The 24,584-nt window shown below is 45.0% G+C and carries 23 protein-coding genes and 2 pseudogenes; 13 read left to right on the top strand and 12 right to left on the bottom strand.

Annotated elements, in window-relative coordinates; genetic code table 11:
* Positions 1-130 precede the first annotated feature (130 nt).
* From NSQ22_RS04785 to NSQ22_RS04765, 5 genes are all read left to right on the top strand, one after another.
* Positions 131-1,141 carry an ATP-binding cassette domain-containing protein gene (locus NSQ22_RS04785; protein WP_008878888.1) on the top strand — a complete coding sequence of 337 codons (1,011 nt, stop codon included), beginning with the start codon at positions 131-133 and terminating at the stop codon, positions 1,139-1,141.
* A gap of 1 nt (position 1,142) precedes the next feature.
* A complete protein-coding gene (locus NSQ22_RS04780) occupies positions 1,143-1,934 on the top strand; it encodes an ABC transporter permease (protein WP_008878889.1) in 792 nt (263 codons plus the stop codon).
* A 76-nt stretch (positions 1,935-2,010) separates the two neighbouring features.
* Entirely contained in the window at positions 2,011-2,190 is a 180-nt protein-coding gene (locus NSQ22_RS04775) for a hypothetical protein (RefSeq protein WP_190300619.1), read from the top strand.
* The gene (locus NSQ22_RS04770; RefSeq protein ID WP_008878890.1) at positions 2,165-2,839 is read left to right on the top strand and encodes a response regulator transcription factor; all 675 of its coding nucleotides are present in this window, start codon (positions 2,165-2,167) and stop codon (positions 2,837-2,839) included. Before NSQ22_RS04775 ends, NSQ22_RS04770 begins: the two co-directional genes overlap by 26 nt.
* Positions 2,836-3,900: a HAMP domain-containing sensor histidine kinase gene (locus tag NSQ22_RS04765; protein ID WP_011886998.1), complete on the top strand. Its 1,065-nt coding sequence runs from the start codon at positions 2,836-2,838 to the stop codon at positions 3,898-3,900. The genes NSQ22_RS04770 and NSQ22_RS04765 overlap by 4 nt, the downstream gene beginning before the upstream one ends.
* Positions 3,901-4,118: 218 nt before the next feature.
* On the opposite strand, the gene asnB is transcribed toward NSQ22_RS04765, so the two are convergent.
* From asnB to NSQ22_RS04710, 11 genes and pseudogenes are all read right to left on the bottom strand, one after another.
* Positions 4,119-6,026: an asparagine synthase (glutamine-hydrolyzing) gene (gene asnB, locus NSQ22_RS04760; RefSeq protein WP_011886997.1), complete on the bottom strand. Its 1,908-nt coding sequence runs from the start codon at positions 6,024-6,026 to the stop codon at positions 4,119-4,121.
* Between the two features lie 517 nt (positions 6,027-6,543).
* Complete coding sequence (locus tag NSQ22_RS04755) at positions 6,544-6,765, bottom strand: hypothetical protein (protein ID WP_008878893.1); 222 nt, start codon at positions 6,763-6,765, stop codon at positions 6,544-6,546.
* Positions 6,766-6,877: 112 nt separating this feature from the next.
* Entirely contained in the window at positions 6,878-7,093 is a 216-nt protein-coding gene (locus tag NSQ22_RS04750) for a hypothetical protein (protein ID WP_008878894.1), read from the bottom strand.
* Between the two features lie 5 nt (positions 7,094-7,098).
* Entirely contained in the window at positions 7,099-7,404 is a 306-nt protein-coding gene (locus NSQ22_RS04745; RefSeq protein WP_049756676.1) for a 4Fe-4S dicluster domain-containing protein, read from the bottom strand.
* Entirely contained in the window at positions 7,386-8,681 is a 1,296-nt protein-coding gene (locus tag NSQ22_RS04740; RefSeq protein WP_029760344.1) for an FAD-dependent oxidoreductase, read from the bottom strand. Before NSQ22_RS04740 ends, NSQ22_RS04745 begins: the two co-directional genes overlap by 19 nt.
* Positions 8,674-9,723 carry an electron transfer flavoprotein subunit alpha/FixB family protein gene (locus tag NSQ22_RS04735; RefSeq protein WP_008878897.1) on the bottom strand — a complete coding sequence of 350 codons (1,050 nt, stop codon included), beginning with the start codon at positions 9,721-9,723 and terminating at the stop codon, positions 8,674-8,676. Before NSQ22_RS04735 ends, NSQ22_RS04740 begins: the two co-directional genes overlap by 8 nt.
* Positions 9,724-9,799: 76 nt before the next feature.
* Positions 9,800-10,615: an electron transfer flavoprotein subunit beta/FixA family protein gene (locus NSQ22_RS04730; RefSeq protein ID WP_008878898.1), complete on the bottom strand. Its 816-nt coding sequence runs from the start codon at positions 10,613-10,615 to the stop codon at positions 9,800-9,802.
* Between the two features lie 412 nt (positions 10,616-11,027).
* The gene (locus NSQ22_RS04725; protein WP_081157188.1) at positions 11,028-11,543 is read right to left on the bottom strand and encodes a DoxX family protein; all 516 of its coding nucleotides are present in this window, start codon (positions 11,541-11,543) and stop codon (positions 11,028-11,030) included.
* Positions 11,544-11,967: 424 nt separating this feature from the next.
* Positions 11,968-12,203 (bottom strand): annotated as a pseudogene (locus NSQ22_RS04720) (enoyl-CoA hydratase); the annotation flags it as partial.
* A 267-nt stretch (positions 12,204-12,470) separates the two neighbouring features.
* Positions 12,471-13,316, bottom strand: a complete 846-nt coding sequence (locus NSQ22_RS04715; RefSeq protein WP_029760341.1) for an aldo/keto reductase — start codon at positions 13,314-13,316, stop codon at positions 12,471-12,473.
* Positions 13,317-13,535: 219 nt separating this feature from the next.
* Positions 13,536-14,729: an MFS transporter gene (locus tag NSQ22_RS04710; RefSeq protein ID WP_029760340.1), complete on the bottom strand. Its 1,194-nt coding sequence runs from the start codon at positions 14,727-14,729 to the stop codon at positions 13,536-13,538.
* 190 nt (positions 14,730-14,919) lie between these two features.
* Here NSQ22_RS04710 and NSQ22_RS04705 point away from each other — a divergent pair, with 190 nt between their 5' ends.
* From NSQ22_RS04705 to NSQ22_RS04675, 7 genes are all read left to right on the top strand, one after another.
* A complete protein-coding gene (locus tag NSQ22_RS04705) occupies positions 14,920-15,291 on the top strand; it encodes a helix-turn-helix domain-containing protein (RefSeq protein ID WP_008878902.1) in 372 nt (123 codons plus the stop codon).
* Positions 15,292-15,487: 196 nt separating this feature from the next.
* Positions 15,488-17,038 (top strand): IS1182 family transposase, encoded by a 1,551-nt coding sequence (locus NSQ22_RS04700; RefSeq protein WP_013399800.1) that lies wholly within the window; start codon positions 15,488-15,490, stop codon positions 17,036-17,038.
* A gap of 421 nt (positions 17,039-17,459) precedes the next feature.
* Complete coding sequence (locus NSQ22_RS04695) at positions 17,460-17,948, top strand: PH domain-containing protein (RefSeq protein WP_099232936.1); 489 nt, start codon at positions 17,460-17,462, stop codon at positions 17,946-17,948.
* Complete coding sequence (locus NSQ22_RS04690; RefSeq protein WP_011886990.1) at positions 17,945-19,432, top strand: PH domain-containing protein; 1,488 nt, start codon at positions 17,945-17,947, stop codon at positions 19,430-19,432. Before NSQ22_RS04695 ends, NSQ22_RS04690 begins: the two co-directional genes overlap by 4 nt.
* A 555-nt stretch (positions 19,433-19,987) precedes the next feature.
* On the top strand, positions 19,988-21,655 hold the full coding sequence (locus tag NSQ22_RS04685) for an IS1634 family transposase (protein ID WP_172437878.1): 1,668 nt from the start codon (positions 19,988-19,990) through the stop codon (positions 21,653-21,655).
* Between the two features lie 297 nt (positions 21,656-21,952).
* Complete coding sequence (locus tag NSQ22_RS04680) at positions 21,953-22,174, top strand: transposase (protein WP_087959899.1); 222 nt, start codon at positions 21,953-21,955, stop codon at positions 22,172-22,174.
* A 58-nt stretch (positions 22,175-22,232) separates the two neighbouring features.
* Positions 22,233-22,574 (top strand): hypothetical protein, encoded by a 342-nt coding sequence (locus tag NSQ22_RS04675; protein ID WP_087959898.1) that lies wholly within the window; start codon positions 22,233-22,235, stop codon positions 22,572-22,574.
* 170 nt (positions 22,575-22,744) lie between these two features.
* Here the strand turns inward: NSQ22_RS04675 and NSQ22_RS04670 are convergent.
* Positions 22,745-22,980 (bottom strand): annotated as a pseudogene (locus NSQ22_RS04670) (transposase); the annotation flags it as partial.
* Positions 22,981-23,319: 339 nt separating this feature from the next.
* Here NSQ22_RS04670 and NSQ22_RS04665 point away from each other — a divergent pair.
* The gene (locus NSQ22_RS04665) at positions 23,320-24,453 is read left to right on the top strand and encodes an IS4-like element IS5377 family transposase (RefSeq protein ID WP_015374614.1); all 1,134 of its coding nucleotides are present in this window, start codon (positions 23,320-23,322) and stop codon (positions 24,451-24,453) included.
* Positions 24,454-24,584: the final 131 nt, after the last annotated feature.

Here is a 24,584-nt window from a genome sequence, read left to right as displayed (position 1 = left end):
AAGCATATACCAAAACCGGGAAAATTGCAAGAGTGGGTAAATCAAAAAATTGTTCCTTGTTCACATTCTGTTCATAATAGCGTGCTACGATTTGCCATGTACAAATCATTGTAAAGAGGAGGACACAAAAATGGGACACAAACACCGCTCCGCTTCCGAGCATCAAGAGTGGGCAGTGGAAGCGCACGGATTGGTAAAAGTTTTTGGCGACCATCGGGCCGTAGATGGCCTCGAGTTGCGTGTACGTACCGGCACGATCTATGGAGTGCTTGGACCCAATGGCGCCGGCAAGACAACAACCATTCGAATGTTGGCGACCTTGTTGCGCCCGGATGGCGGTTCGGCCCAAATTTTTGGGTACGATGTTGTCAAGCAACCTCAAATTGTCCGACAGTTGATCGGTGTCACCGGCCAATATGCGTCCGTTGACGAAACGCTCAGCGCTGTAGAAAATTTGATGATCTTTTGTAGACTTCTCGGACTGAGCCGAGCAGAGGCGCGACGGAAAACAAGTGAATTATTGGAGGAATTCGGCTTGACAGAAGCGGCCAAACGCCCGTTAAAACATTTCTCGGGCGGCATGCGTCGGCGCCTCGATCTCGCCGCCAGCCTGATCGCCCAGCCGCCGCTCATTTTTCTTGATGAGCCGACCACGGGTCTCGATCCGATCACACGTAATCAAATGTGGGAAACGATCCGCCGCTTAGTCCGCATGGGATCAACCGTGCTGTTGACGACCCAATACTTGCAAGAAGCGGATGAATTGGCGGACCGCATCGCCGTGATTAATCACGGCCGTGTTGTCGCCGAAGGGACCCCCGATGAACTCAAAACATCTGTCGGCCAGTCGTCATTGCAAGTCAAATTGCAACAACCGGAAAAGATCGAAGCGGCCAAACGCATCATTGAACACGTTCTCCGTATCCGGTCAAGCATATCTGCAGAAACCGGGAACATCACGGCGTCAATGGCCGATCCGGATCAAGTGACGGACGTGCTTGTCGCTTTGCGGCAAGAGGGGATCCGCTTAGCCGAGGTCAACGTCCAAAAACCAACCCTTGATGAAGTCTTTTTAGCCATTACCGGCCATGGAACGAAAAAAGATGAAGAAGAATTCAGCGTTCTAAGGGAGGTTCGATAGAATGAACACTCGCCAACTGAACAGCCGTACGAGCATTTCCCAAGCGGTGCGAAACTCGTTTACAATGGCCTACCGCGGTTTGCTGAAGGTACGGCGTACGCCGGAACAACTATTTGACGTCACTTTCCAGCCGATCATTTTCACGTTGATGTTTACTTATATCTTTGGTGGAGCCATCGCCGGAAATGTGGACAACTACCTGCCAATGATTATTCCCGGCATTCTCATCCAAACATTGATCGGCGCCTCTGTCGCTTCAGGAGTCCAACTTCGGGATGATATGGACAAAGGTGTGTTCGACCGCTTTAAATCATTGCCGATCGCCCGCATCGCGCCGTTGGCAGGGGCGTTATTAGCCGATGTCGTTCGCTATGTCATTGCCGCTGTGCTGACGTTTACCATCGGATTTCTCATCGGCTATCGTCCGGAAGGAGGTGTCGCCAGTGTGGCGCTTGCCATCGTGTTCTCCATCGGGTGCACGTGGGCTGTCAGCTGGATATTTGCCTTCTTCGGCGTCATTGCCCGCAATGCAGCTAGCGTACAAGGAATTTCCATGTTGGCGCTGTTTCCGCTTATGTTTCTTTCAAATGCGTTCGTGCCAGTCAAGACAATGCCTGACTGGCTGCAATGGATTGCCAAAGCCAATCCCCTTTCCCATATGATCACGGCCGTTCGCGAACTAACGAACCATGGCACGATTGGCACTGATTTTATTATTTCTTTAATCGGCGCAGGAGCGATTGTCGCGATTTTTGCCCCGATCACGGTTCGTGTCTATATGCGCCGCGCATAATCATGGGGGATGTCTGACACTTATCCCCCGAACAGCCAAAACCAACAAACAGATTCATTCACGATCTGACGTCAGGATGAAAATAAGGAACAGATGGGCTGCTACATTAACGGAAACGAACGAAAACATCGGACGAATAGCGATGAATGGCGAGCAATACGCCCGCTACATTGACGGGGACGAACGAAAACGGCACAATGGAAAAGAGAACGCGTGGAGGGAAGATGACAATGGCCCGAATTTTAGTTGTCGATGATGATGCACATATCCGCGAACTCGTCAGCCATTTTTTAAGTTTGGAAGGATTGACAATCCACGAAGCAGCTAATGGAAAAGAAGCACTTGACGTGCTAGAAACGACGAAAGTAGATTTGGTCATTATGGATATTATGATGCCGGAAATGGATGGGTGGGAACTATGCCGTGAACTGCGCGACTATGACGATGTTCCCATTCTGATGTTGACCGCTAAAGGGGAAACGAGGGAAAAAGTGAAAGGATTTTCTCTTGGGGCAGACGACTATCTCGTCAAACCGTTTGACCCCCTTGAACTTGTCGCCCGTGTCAAAGCATTGCTTAAACGGTATCGTATCGCCACCTCGCAAATCGTGCAAATTGGCCATTTGTCGTTAAACCGCAAGACGTACGAATGCCGTTTGGGAGACGTGGAAGTCCCTTTGCCACCAAAAGAATTCGAACTGCTTTTTCAACTGGCCAGCTATCCCGGTAAAACGTTCACGCGCGACGAATTGATTGAACAGATTTGGGGTTACGATTATGAAGGAGATGAGCGAACCGTTGATGTTCATATCAAGCGGCTGCGTGAACGGTTCGCTCAGCCGAACGCTCCCTTTTTCATCCGCACGATTCGTGGACTCGGCTATCGGCTGGAGGCACGCCAATGAAACGATTATGGTTTGTGTTTAAATCCATCTTGACCGTGATCGCTGTGATGTCAATCATCTGCCTCTTTTGGTCTGCGGCATATTTCATCACAGAAGCGATCTACACCCGATTCGCTTGGCAGCCGCATCCGCTCGTTCGGCAAATCATTTCATCGATCTTCGGCTTTTTGCTATTCGGGATGACCATGAGCGCGATCGGTCCTTTTTTGCGAAAGCGCGAAAGAGTATTTTGGCACCACTTAATAGACGCCATTAATCGAATCGCCAAAGGCGATTTTCGAGTGAATCTTCAGGTTGACTGGGGCGGACGGCATCATCCGTTTGCCGAACTCGTGACACGCATTAACGACATGGCCGCAAATTTGCAGGCCATGGAAGACATGCGTCAAGAATTTATTTCCAACGTTTCTCATGAGATTGGCTCTCCGCTAACATCGATTCGTGGATTTGCCCGCGCACTCAAAAACGAGAACTTAAGCCAAGAGCAGCGGATGCATTATCTTGATATTATTGAAACTGAATGCGTAAGACTGTCAAAGCTAAGCGAGAATTTGCTGCGGTTGGCGATGTTAGATTCTGAGCGCTACCCGCTTCATCCGACATCCTATCGTTTGGACACGCAATTACAAACGCTCATTCTTCACTGCGAGCCGCAGTGGGCGGAAAAAGACGTGGACATGTGTGCCGTGATGGAAAAAGTATCGATTACAGCTGATGAAGATTTGCTCAGTCAAGTGTGGCTGAACTTGATCCATAATGCCATCAAATTTACACCGAAAGGAGGAACAATCACCGTCCAGGTTCAACGCCGTGGCGAACAAGCCATCGTCACGATTTCTGATACAGGGCCGGGAATTCCAAAGCATGACCAACCCCGCATTTTTGAGCGGTTTTATAAAGTCGATAAATCCCGCCATCGCGCCGCAGGCGGCAGCGGGCTCGGCTTGGCGATCGCGAAACAAATTGTGGATATGCACCATGGAACTATCTCCGTTCAGAGCGAGCCGGGAGAAGGAGCGACCTTTACAGTGGAACTTCCCATTCGCGGTCCCTTTTCTTGACCTGTTTCTTACGGAGAAACAGGTCAAGAAGGGGGTTTTTTATTCCGTGAACACATACGTTTCCAACCGTTGCTCATTTGAGGGAAAACGTTGTGGAATCCTGCTTTCCGCATCAAACGGGAGCTGACTCCCCCCTTCACTGCTGAACTCCTTTTCTGTTTGCAATCATCAAAAAAGGAGTCCCGGCTACACTCCCGAGACCCCTTTTCAGTTCGCTGCTATGCCTCCAAAACAGATGTTGACCACTTTTCGTCTTGTACAGATAAAGCAAAATCGTATTTCTTTTCTACATAGACTTGGTGCCAGATCATAAACGCCAAGACGGTCCACAGCTTGCGACTATGATCCGCTTTCTGCTGGGCGTGCTCATCGAGCAAACGGTATAGCACATCCTTATGGAACAAATGGTCAGTTTCACTTTCATAGATAAGTCGTCTTGCCCAGTCATACATTTCATTTCTCAGCCAATGGCGAATCGGCACCGGGAACCCTAGTTTCTTCCGGTTTAACACATGATCCGGCACGATGCCTTCAGCGGCCTTGCGCAAAATGTATTTTGTCGTACCGTTGGCTGTTTTCATGTCAGGAGCAATTTTGGATGCGACTTCAAACACCTTTCGATCTAAAAATGGAACCCGCAGTTCGAGCGAATGAGCCATCGTCATTTTATCCGCTTTTAATAAAATATCGCCTCTTAGCCATGTATGAATGTCAATGTATTGCATCCGGTTGACCGGAGGGTAATGAGACGTTTCTTCATAAAAGGGAGCCGTAATCGTTGTATACTCGCGCCCTTTTTGATATGTTTTGAGTAATGCCTCTTTTTCGTTTTCGCTATACATTTTCGCATTGCCAACATACCGTTCCTCGAGCGGCGTCGTCCCGCGTTCTAAGAAACTTTTTCCTTTCATTCCATCCGGAAGAAGCTTCGCGATCATCCGCAACACAGCTTTCACCACGTCTGGCATCCGCTCGAACAGCCGCAGTGACTGCGGTTCGCGATAAATATTGTAACCGCCAAACAGCTCGTCTGCCCCCTCACCGGAAAGCACGACCGTAACATGTTTTCTCGCCTCACGGGCCACAAAATAGAGCGGCACAGCTGCCGGATCAGCTAATGGGTCATCCATATGCCACATGATTTTCGGAAGCTCGTCCATATACTCCTGCGGGGAGATGACATAGCTGATATTGTCCACACCGAGCTTCTCCGCCGTTTCTTTGGCAACATCAATTTCGCTGAACCCTTCCCGCTCAAACCCGACAGAAAATGTCTTAAGATGCGGATGGAATTGCTTGGCGATGGCCACGATCAACGATGAGTCAATCCCGCCTGACAAAAACGCTCCAACCGGCACATCGCTGCGCATATGCACGTTCACCGAATCAAACAGCGCCTCGCGAATTTGTTTCACAAGCTCCTCTTCCGATTGGCGAACAGGCTGGAAGGATGCTTTCCAATAACGGTGAACGGTGAGCGGTTCCCCAACTTTTTTCTTGATATAATGCCCTGGTTCCAACTTGTAAATGCCAGACGACATCGTCAATGGCTCAGGGACGTATTGGAAGGTTAAATAATGTTGTAGAGAATCATGCTCCAATGATTCATGCCCCAACGCAAACAAAATGCTTTTCTTTTCTGAAGCAAAAAATGTGCGACCCTCTTGTTCCGCATAAAAAAATGGCTTAATACCAAACGGGTCCCGCGCCGCAAACACCGATTTCTCTTGCTTGTCCCAAATGACAAACGCAAACATCCCGCGCAGCCTTTCGACTGCTTTTTCTTTTTCCACGCTATAAAGAGCAACAATCACTTCAGTATCAGAGTGCGTCGCGAATTGATGCCCCTTCGCCAACAGTTCTTCCCGCAATTCAATATAGTTGTAGATTTCCCCGTTAAAGATGATCCAGTAGCGTTCGTTTTCGTAAGAGAGCGGCTGATGCCCTGCTTCTAAATCGATAATGCTTAAACGTCGAAACCCGAAAGACACGTAGTCATCAAAAAAATACCCTTCATCATCAGGACCGCGATGGGTAATAAGACCGTTCATTAGTTGAAACATTTCGTTCCATTTTTTATTTCTTATTCGCGGATGATCGTGAACACAACCGATAAAGCCGCACATAATGTTGATTCTTCCCCCTTGGTATCATCGTTCTAAAAGAAGATTGTTGCTTTACGCTCATAAAAGGCAGAGTTTGGCCAATCAACAGAAGATGAATGTAATTTAGTGTCAACCCCCCACATGATAAAGGCCCTGTGTATGATGTTTTTATATATGGGGTTTCATGGAAAAGTTCCATGAGCAAACTTTGTTCTTCACCCGATCATGAAAACGGCGGCTCAACGCACCCACATTTTCACGGAAAAAGCCAAGCCTCCCATAGGTAAAATATCCGCGGTGCGAAAGAACTCCGAATCACCGGATGCTCACCGTTGGGACGACCCAAAATAGGGCTCAGAGAGGCGAAAGGCGGCTTTCGTCGTGAAACGAAGAAACGCCCTCTTCAAGTCAAGTGAAGTGGAAATCATTCACTAAATCAATGAACAGATAAGGCTAGAACAAAAGAATTATCAAAGAACACTTTCATTTTATTACAAGCTGATTTGAAATTTAAAGGTTTTTTGTAAAAAAATAGTTGTTACATTTTCACTCCCGAATATATAAACGTTAAAACCTCCAATATATTACCGGCAAAATATAAAAAAATAATTTCCTTCAAAGGAACAAAATAACAAAAGATAGTCCCTACACCTAAAAAAAGCGAACGGCGTGATCTCCCGTTCGCTATGGCATGAACCCATTGCCCAAACCGTTTCATCACTTGATCCAAACGGATGCCGTTCATCAGCTTGATTGTCATACACAGCATCCGCAAATCAGCAATTTCCAATGAAATTTTGTCTTTGCACCGTTCATAACCAAACCTTTCCTAGTGAGCACGGAGGGCTGCCCATGCACACAAAAAACCACCCTTACAACGGGTGGTTGACATCAGAGGAAACATGTTCGGAAGAAACACGGATTGTTTGTCTTTTCGTCAACTCAACATCGACCGTTAACAGCTCTTTTTTCTCCCAGCTGACAAAACGGTCTTCCCATAACACGTGGCAGGAGTGATCGTTCATTTCAAGCACGATTCCCCTTGCCCCATCACGGGCGAAAACGACGCAATCCCCGATTTGGAACATGGCGATCACCCTAACCGAAAGACGATCCCGTGGCCGCCTCTCGGATACTCCCAACGAATATTTTCATATGGACAGCCGATGCGGCAGCTGCCGCATTCATGACATCCTTCATAACCAACATGCATCCGTGTTCCCTCCCATTTATATACCGCCGCCGGGCAGAAAATCGTGCAAATTTTATCCGGACATTTCGTCAGGCAAATGTCGTGGTCAAGGACGTGAAGGTGTGATTTCGTATCGGCATTAAATCGGACTAAATATTGCTTTTCCTCAATGGTTGACGAATGGCTCATTATTTCATCACCTCCCATGCCTTAAACACATCGCGCGCCAATTTGAGTTTTTCTTTCATCGAGCCAAGATCGCGCCAAATTTTTCTCTGTTTTTCCCACTTCGATGCTCCATCGACGGTGAACATATGGCTAGCCGCCCGGTTGAGCAGCGGAATATAGCGTTCAAAATATTGCGGGAACGCATCAAAATGATGGGTGGCATCTTTATACTTCTTCAAGTCTTGGACAATAAAGCTTTCCATCAGTTTCAGGCGATAGTGGTCAAGCATGCTTTCCGAGAAGTCGTTGTACGTTTTGGCCATAATGATCGTTTCGGCTGCCAAGCGCCCGGAAGTCATCGCCATGTTCGAGCCTTCACGGTGAATGGCGTTGACGAGCTGGGCGGCGTCACCGACGACAAGCACGCCGTCGCCGACGACTTTCGGCATCGAATGATAGCCACCTTCCGGAATCAAGTGCGCCAAATACTCGACCGGTTCGCTCCCTTGAAGATACGGTCGAATCATTGGATGGTTTTTCACGTATTCAAGCAGCTCATACGGCTTAATCTTATGCTTAATCAGCCCGGAAAGCAGCGTGCCGACGCCGATGCTTAACGTATCTTTATTCGTATATAAAAACCCTGTCCCTAAAATGCCTTTCGTCGCATCACCGAGCAGTTCGATCGTGCATCCTTGCCCTGGTTCGAGATTGAAACGCTCTTCAATCACTTTTTTGTCCAACTTTAAAATTTCCATTGTTGCTAAGGCAACTTCATCCGGCCGCCATTCGCGATGAAACCCGAGCTGTTTCGCCAAAAGCGAATTGACGCCATCAGCCAGCACAACGACATCGGCGTATACCTCGCCATCTGGACGGTCAGTGCGGACACCGACGACGCGGCCGTTTTCGACGATGCATTCGAGTGCCACCGTTTCACAAACAAGCAACGCTCCTTGTTCGACCGCTTTCTCGGCAAACCATTGGTCAAATTTCGCCCGCAAAACGGTAAAGTTGTTATACGGCTCGCGTCCCCACTCCAATCCTTTATAGCTGAACGTCACCGCTGACTCTTTATCCATCAACATAAACCGCTGTTCAACAATCGGCCGCTCGAGCGGCGCCTCTTTATAAAACTCAGGGATTATGTCTTCCATCATTTTTCGATAGAGCACGCCGCCCATGACGTTTTTCGATCCTGGATATTCGCCGCGCTCAAGCAACAATACGTTGACTCCGGCTTTGGCGAGCTCATAGGCACAAGCCGTTCCGGCCGGACCCGCTCCGACGACGATACAGTCAAATTTTTCAGGCATGGCGGATTTCCTCCTTCGCATCGGCTGATGCTTTTAATTTCGGGATCTCTTCTTTAAACCGTTTGATTAATAAAGGCACAATCTCCAACGCATCGCCGACAATGCCATAATGGCACGATTGGAAAATGGGCGCGTTCGGATCTTTATTGATGGCGATGATCAGTTCGGAGTTTTGCATGCCGACAATATGTTGAATCGCTCCTGAGATGCCGATGGCGAAATAAATTTTCGGCGTCACCGTCACCCCGGTTTGCCCGACTTGGTGATGGTGGTCGATCCAGCCGGCTTCAACGACATCACGGCTAGCGCCGACCGCGGCGCCGAGGACATCCGCCAGCTCATGGATAAGCTGAAATCCTTCTTTGCTGCCCATTCCTTTGCCGCCGGCAACGACGATATCCGCTTCATCGATACGCGCCTTTTTTACTGTTTGCCTTACGACTTCAAGCACTTTCGTCCGCATCTCCTCCTCGCGCAGCTCGATCCGCTCTTCAACGATTCGGCCGGTTCGAGTCGGATCTGGCGGAAGAGCCTTCATTACTTTCGGCCGGACCGTCGCCATTTGCGGGCGGTACTTTTTGCATAAAATCGTCGCCATAATGTTGCCTCCAAACGCCGGTCGGCTTGCCAACAATAATCCCGTGTCTTCTTCAATGTCAAGAATCGTCGTATCCGCCGTCAATCCAGTCGGCAAATCCGTGGCAATCGCGCTCGCTAAGTCTTTTCCTGTCGGCGTCGCTCCGTATAACAGCACTTCCGGCTTATACTTTTGGCAACAGTGAAGCAATGCGCGCATATACGGTTCTGTGCGGTAATGGGCAAAAATCGGATCGTCATAGACGTAGACAACGTCGGCCCCATAAGCGAACAACGTCGGAGCGAGCTCTTTGATACCGCTTCCAATCAACACTCCGCCAAGTTCCGTGCCGCGTTTATCCGCGAGCTTTCGCCCGGCCCCAAGCAATTCCAAGGAAACAGGGGCTACCTTTCCGTCTTTTACTTCAATATAGACCCATATCCCTTGGTAATCAGCCAAGTTCATACTTTATCCCCTCCTTGTGAACATCAAACATTCCTTTTCGCTCCTAGCAGCGAGCCAAGCAGGTTCAGGAACGTTGCTACGATTGAAACAACTCTTTTTTCTCAAGCACGATCGAAAGCAGCTGTTCTACTTTTTCTTCTGTCGTCCCTTCGAGCATCTCACCGCCTTTTGGCTTTGGTGGTGTCCATATTTTCGAAACAATTGTCGGGGAACCTTTTAATCCTAACTGTTTGCGGTCAACGTTTTCCAAATCGTTTGCGGTCCAAATTGTCGGGTAGTATCGTGCGGCTTTAATCATGTTGGGTAAAGGTGCAAAGGAGATGTCGTTAATTTCCTTTTCAACCGTGAATAAACATGGGAGCGTCGACTTCACGACTTCATAACCATCTTCGAGCTTGCGGTGGACAATCGCATATCCTTTTTCTTTGTTAATTTCAACGACCTTGTTCACACCGGTGAGCGGCGGAATATCCAAACGCCGGGCAATGCCTGGCCCCACTTGGCCTGTATCACCGTCGATGGTCATTTTTCCACAAATAATCAAATCAATCGGCCGTTGTTTCGCGATTTGTTCCAACGCCTTCGCCAGCGCATAGCTCGTCGCCAACGTATCCGCCCCGGCAAACGCGCGGTCGGAAATCATATACCCTTCATCAGCACCAAGCTCAATGCACTTTCGAATCGCTTTTACTGCCGGCGGCGGGCCCATCGTCAAGACGGAAACGACGCCGCCATATCTTTTTTTCAAGCGGACAGCTTCCTCTACAGCATGCGCATCATACGGGTTTAAAATCGCCGGGGCGCTCGCGCGGTCGATCGTATTCGTCTTCGGGTTGATCTTGGCGACCTTCGTATCCGGCACTTGCTTAATACAGGCTACAATATGTAGCATACATCCACCTCCCAAAATGGTTTATTTTCCTATATTCATATTCTAGCGCAGCCAAGAAATTTCCTGAAGTTTTTGTCAAATATTTTGCTATTTTGTTCAAATTTCTCGCAACTTATTTACTAGAAGGGAGCAGTATCAAAGGCGAACAACATATATATTATAAAAATAATATAAATATCATTTTGACGATCTGCTAAAAGAGTTTGTCAAAACGGATAAAAAGCCACCCGCTTTTTAAAAGTTGAAAGTGTCCCACTTCCAGCTTAAGATGATCCATCCTTCTATTTAAAAGGGCGATCGTGATCATAGATTTTGGTTGCTACAGCGAACGGCCGCTTCCTTCCATATCGGAGAAGAAGCGGCCGTTGGAATAAAGAAGAAATCCGAAACAGCTTACGCAGCGTGATGGCGGTTATTTATGCACTACGGCCGGACGATGCGGACGATGCATTTTATCCGTCCACCGTTGGCGGAGATAAGGCAACACCCAACGATCTAAACCGTATCGTCCCGCATTGGCCCCGGCGACGAGGATGAAGACGGTCAGCAGCACCATTTGCGGGTTCGTGCTCGTCGTGCCCGAGAACATGAAGGCGAAGTTCATGACCGCTCCCATGAGCGCAGCAAAAGTCGTAAACAATCCAAGAATCAGTGCGATGCCGACGAGAAATTCGCCCCATGGCACGAGGAAGTTAAACAATCCAACATTCGGCAGTGCTACGTTTTCGATAAAGGCTGCCCACCAGCCTTGCACAGCTGGATGTTCGCCTGTGGCCTTCGCCAACGTTCCTTTTAAAAACCCTGAAGCATCAAAGCCGTTCGTCAGTTTTCCCCACCCTGCCACCATCCACTCATATCCTAAATACAGCCTCAATACTACCATCAACGCTGATGCTGTAACGTATTCACGCAACCATTTTACTACCATTGTATGTCTCCCCTCTCATTTTGGAAGATGTTCCTTACACTTTCATCATACTCCTTTTTCCGACAAACGGAATAACTTTGTTCAACATTTCACAATCTGTTCAAAAAGTTATGGCGAAATGGTGTCTAACCACTTCACCCGCAAAATACGGCGATCTATCCGTTTTCCCAAACCGACATCATGGCCATGAGCGTGAACTTGCTAACCTCATCCATGAGGCCACAACTCGGGACCAACAGCCCATCAAATGACAACAAAGAAATTGATTGTTCAGATGTCGTTTTCTTTCCTAGGCCCAAATGAGTGATTTTCCTTTTGTAATAGGTAGAAACGCAAGTTTTCAATGAGAGAGCCTCTTTCGGTTCATCGTAGTCCAACTTCGAAATTTCTTCACTCTCCCAATATATCCTATAAAAAATCCCGACTTCTCAATGTTCACATCCCAACGGATCGTATCCCCCGTAAACAAAGGGCGCAAACACTCAACATTCACCGTGCGCGCCAAGATGTTATCATCCCCACCGATCTTCGTTGGCAACGTCGTCGTCAGCAATCCTTGAACGACAAGCCTTCCTTGTTCATATGGGGTGACATGATGAATGCCGCTGTCACCAGAAACGTCCAGCCGAAGGTGATGACATCCCCTGTTTTCAATGGCATAGGACTCTCCCCTTGTTTTTTAATATAAAAAATAGGATGCAATAATTGCTCAATCACTCTAAAAATTACACTAGATCACTGAAAAAACAAACAATCCCTTGCAGCCTTGTGACTCAAGGGATTTCATTTGATGATTCTGACTGGGGTAATAATCTTTATACTAATCTAGTCTTGAGCTTCCTTTAGTCCCATAAGGTACTTCTTTTCCGTTTATGAGCCTCTCCCCCTTACGAGCCATTAAGAGATGGGTCCTTCTCGGCGAACATGTTAAAAATCAAAATTGTCTGGGTCTGGACCGACTCGATGATTCTGATTCAGACCATCAATCTTCTTCATATCTTCTTCCGTTAACTCAAAATCAAATACTGATGCGTTTTCAACAATGCGATGTTCTTTTGTAGTTTTCGGAATGGTTACAACGCCGTTTTGTAAGTCCCAACGTAAAATGACTTGGGCAACAGATTTGTTATACTTATTTGCGATCTCTTGTAAAACCTCATTATTTAGTAATTGACCTTGCATTAATGGAGACCAAGCTTCTAGCTGAATCCCATGTTCCTGACAAAACAACTGAAGTTCTTTTTGGGTTAAACGCGGATGGTATTCCACTTGGTTCACCATTGGTTTAATTTCTGCGTCTTTCATCAAGTCTTCAAGATGATGGATTTGAAAATTACTTACTCCAATAGCTTTTACTCGTCCTTCTTTATAAAGCGTCTCTAATGCTCTCCATGCATCTTTATACTTACCTTCTACAGGCCAGTGAATGAGATATAAATCTAGATACTCTAAACCAAGTTTAGTTAAGCTCGTTTCATAGGCTGCAATCGTAGATTCGTATCCTAAATCGGTATTCCAAACTTTCGATGTCACAAATAGCTCTTCTCTAGAAATACCAGTTTCTTTCATCCCTTCACGAATACCTTGACCGACTCCCACTTCATTTCCATAAATAGCTGCTGTATCAATACTGCGATAACCGTGTTTAATGGCTGTTTTGACAGCATTAACTAGCTCGGGACCTTCTTCTACTTTAAACACTCCGATACCAAACCAGGGCATTTTTACACCGTTATGCAAAGTAGTTGTATCTTGTAAATTTTTTGCAACCATAACTTGACCTCCTAATGATTAAGAATTGAAATTGGTTTTAAACAGTGTTGCTGTCTATGTAAGTATCCATCACCTCCCTCTAAGCAATATTTTATATTTTTTAGTTAATAAACCGATTTATACCAACAAAGAAAGCAAGCATAGTTGATAGTCATCGCATTCTGTAAACGTATATTGAAAGGTTGTTTTTTTGAATGTCTTTCCTTCTTTATCTAAATTTTACGCAACACTTTTTTGATCTTTTCGCTCTAGGGTTCGACTCCAATCTGTTAAGATCACAGCTCCTAGAACCATTAATGCTCCTATCCACGGTGTATGAATAAGTCCAAGCAAATCGGTGATTACCCCACCCAGGTACGATCCGATTGCGATTCCAGCGTTAAATGCTGCAATATTAATCGCAGAAGCCACATCTACTGCACTCGGTACAAAACGCTCGGCTAACATTACTACATATACTTGCAGTCCCGGCACGTTCATAAAAGCTAGCAATCCCATTAAGATGATCGTAATGAATGCAGCTGCTTTAAATGGAGCTGTGAATGTTAAGATACAGAGCACAATGGCTTGCACAATAAACATATAAAATAATGCACCAATCGGATTTTGATTAGACAACTTTCCACCCATCACGTTACCAATCGCAATGGCAACTCCATAGATAAGTAGAATGACAGCAACTGTCTTCTCATGAAATCCCGTGATCTCTTGAAGAAGTGGAGATAAATACGTAAAGACAACAAACGTACCTCCATATCCTAAAGCCGTAATGATAAATAAAAGCAATAAGCGGCCATTTGTCAAAAGCTTGAACTGATCACCCAATGTAGTACGAGCACCTTTTCGTAAATTCGATGGAACAAGAATACCGTTGGCGATGAAAGCAATAATGCCGACAACAACAATAAATATAAAAGCAATCCTCCAGCCGAATTGCTGCCCAATGAATGTGCCAAAAGGTACACCCGTAATAGTTGCTACGGTGAGACCTGTGAACATAATGGAAATAGCACTAGCTCTGCGATTTTCCGGTACTAAACTTGCTGCGATCGTGGAGCCAATTGACATAAATACCCCGTGTGAAAAAGCCGAAAGCACACGAGCGACTAACAACACACCAATACTAGTTGCACTAGCAGCAATGCTATTTCCGATAATAAAAATAATCATAATCCAAAGTAATAACGATTTACGTGACATATTCGATGTCACAGATGTCAGGATCGGTGCTCCAAAGGTTACCCCTAAAGCATATAAGGAAACGGTTAACCCCGCCGTTGAAACAGAAACGTGTAAATCTTGAGATATAAGTGGTAATAGTCCTACACTAATAAATTCCGTTGTCCCAATGGCAAAGGCACTCACTGCTAATGCCAGCAATGCCAATGTACTTCGTTTTTTATCTAAAGTCATTTTTTTGCCTCCTAATCATTGTTTCCATCTATGCAAACAAACGATATACAAAAGAGGATGGTGAAAACCGGCCGGCAAATGTTATTATGATACATATAAATTACTCAGGAAAGTACGTACTTTTAAGTAATATAGACACTTAAAAGTACTATAGATACTTTTTAGTACCTATCGGTTAGGAGGAAGAAAAATGCAAAAAAAGAAGTATAATATTCCCGTTGAAGCAACATTAGAAGTGATAGGCGGAAAATGGAAATGCGTAATCCTTTGCCATCTAACACACGGTAAAAAACGGACAAGTGAGCTAAAACGTCTTATGCCCGGCATTACACAAAAAATGTTAACTCAACAACTACGCGAGTTAGAAGCAGATGGGATCATTAATCGCATTGTTTATAACCAAGTTCCTCCAAAAGTGGAATATGAACTTAGCGAATATGGATGGAGTTTAAAAGAGATTTTAGACTCTTTATGTGCATGGGGAGAAAAACATATTACCAAGGTATACGGTGATAAATTTACTGTGTTAGAGGAGAGCGTTTTAAATGATAATCTAAAATAACACACATTGAATAGATACGAGCAGAATGAATAAGTGAAAAAATGCAAATACAGAAGAATGACTCAAGAGGATGTCCCAAAAGTGTTCGCATAGCGTTCGCTTTTGGGGCACTTTTTTGGGCAAAAAAAGAAGAAAACCGTTCCTTTTTTGGTATAATAGAGTCACCACAACCCTACCAAGAAAGGACGGTTTTCTTATGTACATTTATTATAACCGAGATCAACTCATTTTGCCAATGGATCTTGAAATTCTCATTCCCAAACATCATCTTTGCCGGATCGTGGATCTAGCCGTGGAAAAAATGGATCCAGCTCTGCTCGTTTCCCTCTATCCCGGCGGAGGCCGCCCAGCCTATCATCCGAAAATGATGTTGAAAGTCATCCTGTATGCCTACGCCAATCGGATCTATTCCTCTCGCCAAATCGCCAAGCAATTGAAAGAAAACATTTATTTTATGTGGCTATCCGGCCATCAAACACCGGATTTCCGCACCATCAACCGATTTCGGTCGGAACGGATGAAGGACATCATTTACGAAACGTTTTTCTCCATTGTCGATCTTCTGCGTCAAGAAGGGTTGGTCAAACTAGAGGATTACTTTCTGGATGGAACGAAAATCGAGGCCAGCGCCAACAAGTACACGTTCGTTTGGCGCAAATCAACGGAAAAGTACGATCAGAAGTTGGAGGAGAAATTCCGGAAAATCGTAGCCTCGATCGAACAGGTGGTAAAAGAGGATGAAGAGTCGGAACAAGAAGGAGATTTTCAAGAAAAGCTGGAAGCTTCACCGATCACGTCTGAAAAGATCGAAGCCGTGATCGAACAAGTGGAAGAACATCTAAAGAAAGAGCCGAAGAATCGCACGTTAAAGAAAGCAAAACAGCAATTGGAACAAGACATTCTCCCCCGTAAGAAAAAATATGAAGAATACAAAAAAGTGTTAGGCGAACGAAACAGTTTTTCGAAAACGGACCCCGATGCGACGTTTATGCGGATGAAAGACGACCATATGAAAAACGGCCAGCTCAAACCGGGATATAATGTGCAGATAGGGACAGAGAACCAATTCATCACTGGATTTAGCGTGCATCAACGGGCGGGGGATGCCGGATGCTTCATTCCACATTTGGAGCAATTGGCCGCCTATGGGCGTCCCATGCCTAAACGAGCGATTGCGGATTCCGCCTATGGGAGTGAGGAGAACTACACGTACTGCGAGAAAAAGCAGATCGTCGCGCTGATCAAGTACAACACATTGGACCGGGAACAAACGAAAGCGTGGGCGAAAGAGATCGGCCGAATCGAGAACATGACGTACGATGAGGAATTGGATGAGTGGATTTGCGCGAAAGGGGAACGGCTGGTGTTTGTGTATAAACGGAAGGAAACGACCGACAACGGGTACGTCATCGTCAAACGGACGTATCGTTGTACAGCATGTGCCGGATGCCCGTTTCAAGCAGCATGTGCCAAAGGCAAAGACACGAAAACCATCCGCGTTTCCTTGAAAAATCAACAACAACGGCAAGAAATCCGGAAACGGCTGTCCACGGAAGAAGGGGCGACGACATATCGAAGACGGCAAATCGAAAACGAGCCGGTGTTTGGGCAAATCAAGCATAATCAGCAATTTCATCGGTTTTCATTGAGAGGCCTCCCAAAAATTACCTTGGAGTGGGGTCTAGTTTGTGCTGCCCACAATTTGAGAAAGTGGGCCACAACGACCGACCCAACAAGGAAAAAATAGGATAAAATTCGGAAATAAGGAGAAATTCCTGCCTCAAAAAAGGAATAAATAACCAAATGGTAAGAAAAAGAAACAGAGGCTACTCTCAAAAGGTCGGTTTAGACGACCTTTTGAGACAGCCTCTTGAATTTTTTAATGAAATTCCCTAAACCTAAAAAAAGTCATATATCATTCCATCTTTCTTCAAAAAAATCGCCCGATTGTTGAAGTTTGTTTTTCATCTCATACTCATATCCTGTGGGCTATGCGAAGAGCAAAAATGTATCTCATAGCCCAAAACATTTCCTTCAAAGATCTCTCACTTTTCGAAATAGCTGTTTTACAAAAATTTCAATCACAGCTTATTCAAACGAAACTTTTTTTATCACTTACCGTAAGTGAAATTGCATGGATAATTTTCCAACTTAAAGGAGAGAACCGTATGGAAGTACAGTATCAACAAATCTCACCTAAAGCGATGAAGGTGCGCAATTTAAATGAACTGATTACATCACTCATTTCCCTTGTCGTTATAACTGGACTTTATTTTTGCACAGATTATTTTAACTGGTGGAACTGGCTACGGTATGTTTGGATCGCCCTGTTTATCATTACTATCATTGGTATTCCGTGGACGTATTTTGTAAGCTCACCGATATACTATAAAACATTTCGATACGGGCTAACGGATGATTTTTTATACATTAAAAGCGGGGTTTTGACAAAAGTGGAAGTTGTAGTGCCGATGACAAAAATACAATCCATTGAATTGATTCAAGGCATCATTATGCGAAAATATGGTGTCCGCTCCATTGAAATTAAAACGATGCAAGGCGGCGTTACCATTCCACATATTGAGGAAGAAGTTGCCATAAAGCTCCGCGATGATATTTCGAAGCTTGCCCGTTTAAAGGAGCTTGATGAAAGATGACGTTTCGCTATTCCAAGCTAAAACTATTCTATGACATGCTAGACCTTATCAAAAACAATCTGTTTATACTGTTCATTTTATTCCTAAATGCAGGTAGTAACTCTATGTTCATGAATATTGTGCAATGGGGTGCGATTGCGGTTTTCGGATTCAGTTTCCTGTTTCGCATCTATGAGACATTATTTACTAAAGTGGTATTTGCTGAAGATGGTATTCATATACATAAGGGCCTATTTTCTAAATCAGAGCAATTTATACCGCGCGAAAAATTTGAGAATGTGCAAACGCAGGCAAATGTTTTGCAACGATTATTTGGCGTACAATCGATCACAATGGAAACAGGTGAAGCGACTAGCGATGTGACATTGAAATTTGTAAGCAAAGCAGATTGCATCAAGATAGAGGATTATGTTTTACGAAATGGGAATCAAGAGAAACAGGTTGGGGAAGCCATCCATGGATCTGAACGTCAAGTTCTTTTTACTACTACCATTCGTGATATTTTGAAAGCGTCCCTTTTGTCTTTCAGTTTTTTAGCCATCATTCCTATTGGCTTAAATATATGGTCAGATGTACATCCAGAGAAATACATTAATGTAGATACGGTGATGTCTCATCTTTCAGGATGGCTGCTCATCTTGCTCGTCTTACTTGCCGTATTCGCAGCTGTCGGTATCGGCGTCTTTAAAACGTTTAATAGCTACTATCAATATACCATTTCAATGGACAATGAACGCATTTATGTACAAAAAGGCTGGCTTTCTAAACAAAGCTTTTCCATTCGTAAAGACAAAGTACAAGCGGTCATTTACAAACAAAACGGCTATCAAAAGTTGCTCGGTGTGACAACCATTAAGCTGATTTCAGCAGGGGAAATTTTGCCGAGTGAGGACCAAAACCTTAATGAATTTTTCCCGTACTTACCGACGGAAAAAGCACATGAATTAATAGCCATCATGCTGCCAGAATTTCAACTGCGTAGTATGACACATTATGCATCCCCTAAAGCAAAAAAGTTGATTTGGCTTCGGCCGCCTATTTTTGCAAGCCTCGTTGCTGCCATTGGATTTTGGAAACCACTTTTCTTTATTCTTGGTGCGATTGTGTTGGTGTTTACTTATATCAACCGCATTCGAGAATACCGTCATACAGCGTTTCGGTTAGAAGATACACATGTGCAGCTTCGCTCAGGTGCCTTTACAGTAGAAACACTCGTAACGAAACGCGCAAAGTTGCTTGAATTGCAATTTGAGCGTTCTTTGCTACAGCGAATGTTTGGTGTCATGAGTGTAAAACTGACCAATCGTGCACACCCGGTTCACGTAACAACGTTATTAGATATCGATTCTTCTCTACAGCCGTTGATCACCTCTTGGTTTGAAGCGCGCACAAAAGATGTGGAGATTGATCCACATTCACAGTACAGTTCTTTAAAGCAAGAGGCTTGTCCGATTCCTTCTTACGTTGAAGTGAATAGCAAATAAATCACCTACCAGCAGCATATGAAATGATGCTGCTTTATTTTTTCAAAAACATCATGATAGTTAACCATTTATATCTTAATTGAAAAGGAAGCATCCAATCAGATCGATGCTTTGCTATCAAAATCAAACGAAAAATGCTTCGGTACCAAAATGGCACGACCGTCATTTGAGTAAATGCTATAAAAAACGAAAAGCTTGAAATCCTTGATACATGCAAGGATTTCAAGCTTTTCACTTTAGTGATTCCGACTGGGCTCGAACCAGCGACCTCCATCCTGTCAAAATAGAAGGGGAAATTCAACTATGTAAATATGGGATAAATAAAATTAAATATGTCTTGAAAATACGCGATATTCCAAGGTTTTTTGTTTAAGAGAGTTAATAAAACCCGAGTTCGACAGTTTTGAGGCCATTTTAGGCAAATGAAAATGGCCAAAATGCTGTTATATCAAAGATTTCGCGATGCGGATCCTAGAAAAAAACACTGAATTTCATAGGCACACGACTTGTTTATTTTAACTTTTAAAACAGCTGAATATCGGTTATAATATAGGCATGTACATACGGCGAGTAACACGCAAAAACAAAGATGGAACGACCGTGGCGTATCTCCAGCTTGCTCACAACGAATGGGATCCGAAGGCCAAATATGCGAAAGCGAAGGTGATTTATTCGTTTGGGCGCGAAGACGAGGTGGATCGCGCTGTCTTGGAGCGTCTGGCCAAAAGCATTTCGCGATTCCTTTCTCCTGAGCAGGCTTGGGAAATCGAGACGTTGACAGGAGAAGTGTCGGATGACTTTCAGTTTCAATCAAGCAAACGCCTTGGTGGCGCTTGGCTTTTGGATCAGCTCTGGAGACAACTGGGATTGGGAGAGATTCTCCACTCCTTGTTTGCCTCCCGACATCATCAGATTCCGTTGGAACGGCTGATTTTTGCCATGGTGGCGAATCGTGCCCTTCATCCGTCAAGCAAGTTGGCGATGGAGGAGTGGGTGGAGAAAGACGTGCATATCCCTCATCTTCCCCAAGTCGCCAGCCACCAGTTGTACCGGGCGATGGATGAGCTGCTGGCTGTGCAGCCGGAATTGGAACGCCAAGTGTTCCATGCCGTGGCCGATTTATTGAACCTGGAAGTCGATTTGATTTACTTTGATACGACTTCGTCGTACTTCGAAGTGGATCCATCCGAAACACCAGAAGGAGAATCGCTTCGAAAGCAGGGGTTTTCCAAAGATAAGCGTCCCGATTTGGTCCAAATCGTCATTGGACTGGCCGTTACCCGGGAAGGAGTCCCCATTCGCGCTTGGGTATGGCCTGGCAATACGATGGATATGACGGTCATCAAACAGGTGAAACAAGACTTGATTGGCTGGAAGCTTGGGCGTGTGATCAGCGTGATGGACCGCGGATTTTCGTCTGAAGAGAATTTGCGAATCTTGCAACAGGCCGGGGGACACTACATTGTCGGCGAAAAAATGCGGTCCGGCAAAGCCGCCGTCGAAGAGGCCCTAAACCGTCGCGGGCGCTACCAACAAGTTCGCGAGAACTTGCATATCAAAGAAATCATCGTGGGCGACGGAGAAGCGCGTCAGCGCTATGTTCTCGTGTACAATCCCAGCGAAGCCGAACGCCAACGCAAGGAACGGGAAACGCTGCTCGAATCGCTGAAAGAGGAGTTGGAGGGGCTTCGCCAACTCCCCAATGAAGCTCATCATAAGGCCACCTGCCGGCTGCGTTCCCATCCGTCCTACGGAAAATACTTGCGTCAATTGAAGGATGGAACGCTTCGCATCGACAAGCAAGCGGTTCGTGAAGCGGAAACGTACGATGGCAAATATCTCATCCGAACCTCCGATGACACCTTGTCTGCCGAGGATGTCGCGCTCGGGTATAAGCAACTGGTGGATATCGAGCAGGCCTTTCGGACGTTGAAATCAACACTCGAGCTGCGCCCCATGTATCATCGCTTGGAAGACCGTATCCGGGCGCATGTGCTGCTCAGTTGGCTGGCTCTCTTGCTGGTTCGGATCGTGGAGATCCGAACTCATGAATCGTGGCCGAAAGTAAGAGACGAATGCGAGCGTCTCATGCTTGGACATTTTTCTTCAAAAAACGGCGACCTTTATCAACGAACCGAACTGACGGCCAAACAAGCGCTATTCCTTGCGGCTCTAGGGCTGGAACCTCCTCCAAAGATTCTAGGCATCCACCCTCGCACCTAGATACACGCCCGAAGTGTGCCCAAATGCCTCCGATCCCTTTTGTATCAAGGGGCGAGAGGCATTTTGTTTGCCTAGTGACTGTCGAACTCGGGTAAAAATTAAATAAATTAATTGTGTTAAAGTGCCTCTTGTGCAGATTTTGTGCAAGTTTTGTGCAAATTTTTCTTCGGTGTGTAGTATGTGGGTTCCTAAGTTAAGTCCGTATAATTGTGTAAAAAGGGAATAAACAAAAGAGCCACGTTGCTTCCTCTTTGGTCAAATAAACAGTGAACCCCAAACATAAGGAGGTATGCAACGATGGCCCAATATCATATTCCTGTAAATGATGAACTTTTGCACGGATTATTGCTGAAAGATCAAGGATTGACTAAGCTGCTCGAACAAGTTCTGAATCAAATCCTCGAAGAAGGGTTTGAAGACGCCACGGCGGTTTTAGACTATCCAGACCGTTACTGCTGTCGTTTGCGCACAACCAATGGGATGGAACGGCTGAACGAAAATATTGAATTTTTTAGTTAAAATTATAAAAATTTGCATAATGAAGTCGATATAATAAAATAGAAAGGAAGCGAGAATAATGTTGAGTGGATTAAACCAAGAACAGATGGCAAATTTTAATTCTAATCGTCAACTTTGGATGCTTCGATCTCTTTATGGATATAAAGGACATGTATTAGAAGAAAAAAATAATGTTGTTATTTTAGATGGTAAAGGTTTCAGAAATATGATGGAAAATGCAACGGAACCCATTAATCCAGATAATGTGATACACATGTCAGCGGAAGAAGAACGTCAACTTCGCAGCAACGGAAACAGTGAACTCCTTATTCAAGCATTGAAAAGAGCTGGTAAATTAGGAATACTAGATCCAAATGGGCATCAAAAATCACCTGTTGTACAACGATTAATCGAAACTTAAATCAAATTTTAGGATATAAAGCTTACGGATTATAATCAAGAAAAACTGGAAAAGGGCGTTCATTTAGTAATTTTTATTGTTTTTTTCAATAACCAAGTGTTCTACAACTAAGCCACCTAGATGAGCAATTTCTATAACATTTTTGTGGAATTTTGCATTATTTGGAATTCAATCTCACGTGTACTCATGCCACTTTGATACATCTTGATGATCGCTTTCTCCAGCCAGCCGGTGTGACGTTGGCAAGGAGCAAACAACTGCGTTTAAAATTCCCCATTTCGATTTCTTGGGACCAAAAAAGACCTTCAATCCGGTCATATTGCGTATCTAGATTTCGTTGATAATAGTCATTTCTCATATTCGATGTTTCCGCCTGTTCGATTTAGAGGAAATTTTTGATTTCTTCATCCTAAAATGGAAACAAATATTTTTTGAAGAAATTAATAGGAAGGAATAATATCAATGAAAACTAAATTTCTTAATTACTTTAGTCCTATTCTATTAATGGGATATGGTGTTTATCAGGTCATTAATAATGGTGTTGATATAACTTCTATTATTATTATCTTAGCTGCCATCTTTTCATTAATCCTGACTATTTACTCCGAAAATATCAAAAATGATGAAAAAAATAAAATAAAACAGGCGTGTTGATTATCCAATAAAATCCAAAGGGTATAGAAAAAAGAGCACCTTTCCTGTAGAATGTGAGTAGCGACACAAACAAACCCAGGAGGTGCTCTCTATGAACAAGCATACCACACTCCCGAATTTGATGCAAAAACTTGTTTCGGATGAAGAGATTCAACTGATTGCCGAAGCGGTTGGGTATCGTGATTCGTCTCGAACCTTTACGTTGCGCGAGTTGATTCACTTCTTCCTGCTGGCCGCCATGCATCAATGGAAAAGCTTTCGCCACGGAGCCGATGTGGGGCCTCTGTATGGATTGCCGCGATTCCATTATTCAACTGTATCCAAGAAAGCGAAAGAAGTTCCCTATGACATCATGAAACGCTTGTTGGCGTTGATCATTTCCAAGTGCAACCGCCAAACCCGCCGCTCGCTTCGGTTTCCCAAACCGCTTCGGGTGGTGGATTCGACGACCGTCACGGTCGGGAAAAACCGCCTGCCATGGGCGCCGTATCACGGCGAACGCGCCGGAGTGAAGCTGCACGTCGCGTATTCGCCGGAATCCTCGTTGCCGGCAGACGTGGTGGAAACCATCGGACTGCGTCATGATGGCCCGGTGGGAGAACAGTTGACGAACGCTCAACAAGTGCTGGTGGAAGACCGGGCGTATTTCAAAATCGAACGCCTCGATCGATTTGTGGAGCAGCATCAGCTCTTTGTCATTCGGATGAAGGACAACATCGAACTTCATCAGAAAAAAAGCTTGAAACGCCTTTCCAGCACATCCTCATCGGTTCAAGCCGACTTCACGTGCCAGTTGGGGACGAAACAATGCCGCTCCACCAAGCGTCACCGGGTGGTGATCTTTCGAGATGCGAATGGCCGCGACATTCGGGTCGTGACGAACCTCTTCCATGCGTCTGCGGAAACCATTGCCGACATGTACCAACAACGTTGGACTGTTGAGGTCTTTTTCCGTTGGGTGAAGCAATATCTGAATGTCCCGACCTTGTTTGGCACGACGGAAAATGCGGTATACAACCAACTGTTTGCGGCGTTCATCGCGTATGTGTTGCTGCGATGGCTGTATGATCAAACCAAAAAACAGACGAACGTCTCTCTTTCCTTCATTTCGTTCGTTCGCCGTTTTTTCTCTGGGCAGCTTCCTCTCGATTGGAAATCCGGGATGGCCGCTGCTTTGTTTGAGTATGCCCAAATTTATGGAAGGCGTATGTCTAATTTTGGATAATCAACACTCGTGAAAATAAAACATATATAGTACATTCACGGACCTAAAAGACTATCGTTTATTCAAGCAAAAGTAAATAAAAAGAATCATACATTATGATTCTAACCGTTGATTATTTAGATTAGGAGGGG

Origin of the sequence: Geobacillus sp. FSL K6-3411 (assembly GCF_037965715.1) — a bacterium.
GTDB classification, from domain to species: domain Bacteria; phylum Bacillota; class Bacilli; order Bacillales; family Anoxybacillaceae; genus Geobacillus; species Geobacillus thermodenitrificans.
The sequence above is the reverse complement of the archived record's forward strand: the minus strand, read 5'-3'. Positions and strand labels throughout refer to the sequence as shown.

What these genes read in the sequence shown, in the direction of transcription:
- NSQ22_RS04745 (WP_049756676.1), bottom strand. Translation starts at nt 7,404, where the DNA reads ATGGGAGGTGATGAAATAATGAGCCATTCGTCAACCATTGAGGAAAAG.
- NSQ22_RS04715 (WP_029760341.1), bottom strand. Translation starts at nt 13,316, where the DNA reads ATGGTTGCAAAAAATTTACAAGATACAACTACTTTGCATAACGGTGTA.
- NSQ22_RS04665 (WP_015374614.1), top strand. Translation starts at nt 23,320, where the DNA reads ATGAACAAGCATACCACACTCCCGAATTTGATGCAAAAACTTGTTTCG.
- NSQ22_RS04700 (WP_013399800.1), top strand. Translation starts at nt 15,488, where the DNA reads ATGTACATTTATTATAACCGAGATCAACTCATTTTGCCAATGGATCTT.
- NSQ22_RS04695 (WP_099232936.1), top strand. Translation starts at nt 17,460, where the DNA reads ATGGAAGTACAGTATCAACAAATCTCACCTAAAGCGATGAAGGTGCGC.
- NSQ22_RS04785 (WP_008878888.1), top strand. Translation starts at nt 131, where the DNA reads ATGGGACACAAACACCGCTCCGCTTCCGAGCATCAAGAGTGGGCAGTG.
- NSQ22_RS04770 (WP_008878890.1), top strand. Translation starts at nt 2,165, where the DNA reads ATGGCCCGAATTTTAGTTGTCGATGATGATGCACATATCCGCGAACTC.
- NSQ22_RS04690 (WP_011886990.1), top strand. Translation starts at nt 17,945, where the DNA reads ATGACGTTTCGCTATTCCAAGCTAAAACTATTCTATGACATGCTAGAC.
- NSQ22_RS04755 (WP_008878893.1), bottom strand. Translation starts at nt 6,765, where the DNA reads ATGACAATCAAGCTGATGAACGGCATCCGTTTGGATCAAGTGATGAAA.
- NSQ22_RS04780 (WP_008878889.1), top strand. Translation starts at nt 1,143, where the DNA reads ATGAACACTCGCCAACTGAACAGCCGTACGAGCATTTCCCAAGCGGTG.
- NSQ22_RS04685 (WP_172437878.1), top strand. Translation starts at nt 19,988, where the DNA reads ATGTACATACGGCGAGTAACACGCAAAAACAAAGATGGAACGACCGTG.
- NSQ22_RS04750 (WP_008878894.1), bottom strand. Translation starts at nt 7,093, where the DNA reads ATGTTCCAAATCGGGGATTGCGTCGTTTTCGCCCGTGATGGGGCAAGG.
- NSQ22_RS04775 (WP_190300619.1), top strand. Translation starts at nt 2,011, where the DNA reads ATGAAAATAAGGAACAGATGGGCTGCTACATTAACGGAAACGAACGAA.
- NSQ22_RS04710 (WP_029760340.1), bottom strand. Translation starts at nt 14,729, where the DNA reads ATGACTTTAGATAAAAAACGAAGTACATTGGCATTGCTGGCATTAGCA.
- NSQ22_RS04765 (WP_011886998.1), top strand. Translation starts at nt 2,836, where the DNA reads ATGAAACGATTATGGTTTGTGTTTAAATCCATCTTGACCGTGATCGCT.
- NSQ22_RS04740 (WP_029760344.1), bottom strand. Translation starts at nt 8,681, where the DNA reads ATGCCTGAAAAATTTGACTGTATCGTCGTCGGAGCGGGTCCGGCCGGA.
- NSQ22_RS04725 (WP_081157188.1), bottom strand. Translation starts at nt 11,543, where the DNA reads ATGGTAGTAAAATGGTTGCGTGAATACGTTACAGCATCAGCGTTGATG.
- NSQ22_RS04675 (WP_087959898.1), top strand. Translation starts at nt 22,233, where the DNA reads ATGTTGAGTGGATTAAACCAAGAACAGATGGCAAATTTTAATTCTAAT.
- NSQ22_RS04705 (WP_008878902.1), top strand. Translation starts at nt 14,920, where the DNA reads ATGCAAAAAAAGAAGTATAATATTCCCGTTGAAGCAACATTAGAAGTG.
- NSQ22_RS04680 (WP_087959899.1), top strand. Translation starts at nt 21,953, where the DNA reads ATGGCCCAATATCATATTCCTGTAAATGATGAACTTTTGCACGGATTA.
- NSQ22_RS04730 (WP_008878898.1), bottom strand. Translation starts at nt 10,615, where the DNA reads ATGCTACATATTGTAGCCTGTATTAAGCAAGTGCCGGATACGAAGGTC.
- asnB (WP_011886997.1), bottom strand. Translation starts at nt 6,026, where the DNA reads ATGTGCGGCTTTATCGGTTGTGTTCACGATCATCCGCGAATAAGAAAT.
- NSQ22_RS04735 (WP_008878897.1), bottom strand. Translation starts at nt 9,723, where the DNA reads ATGAACTTGGCTGATTACCAAGGGATATGGGTCTATATTGAAGTAAAA.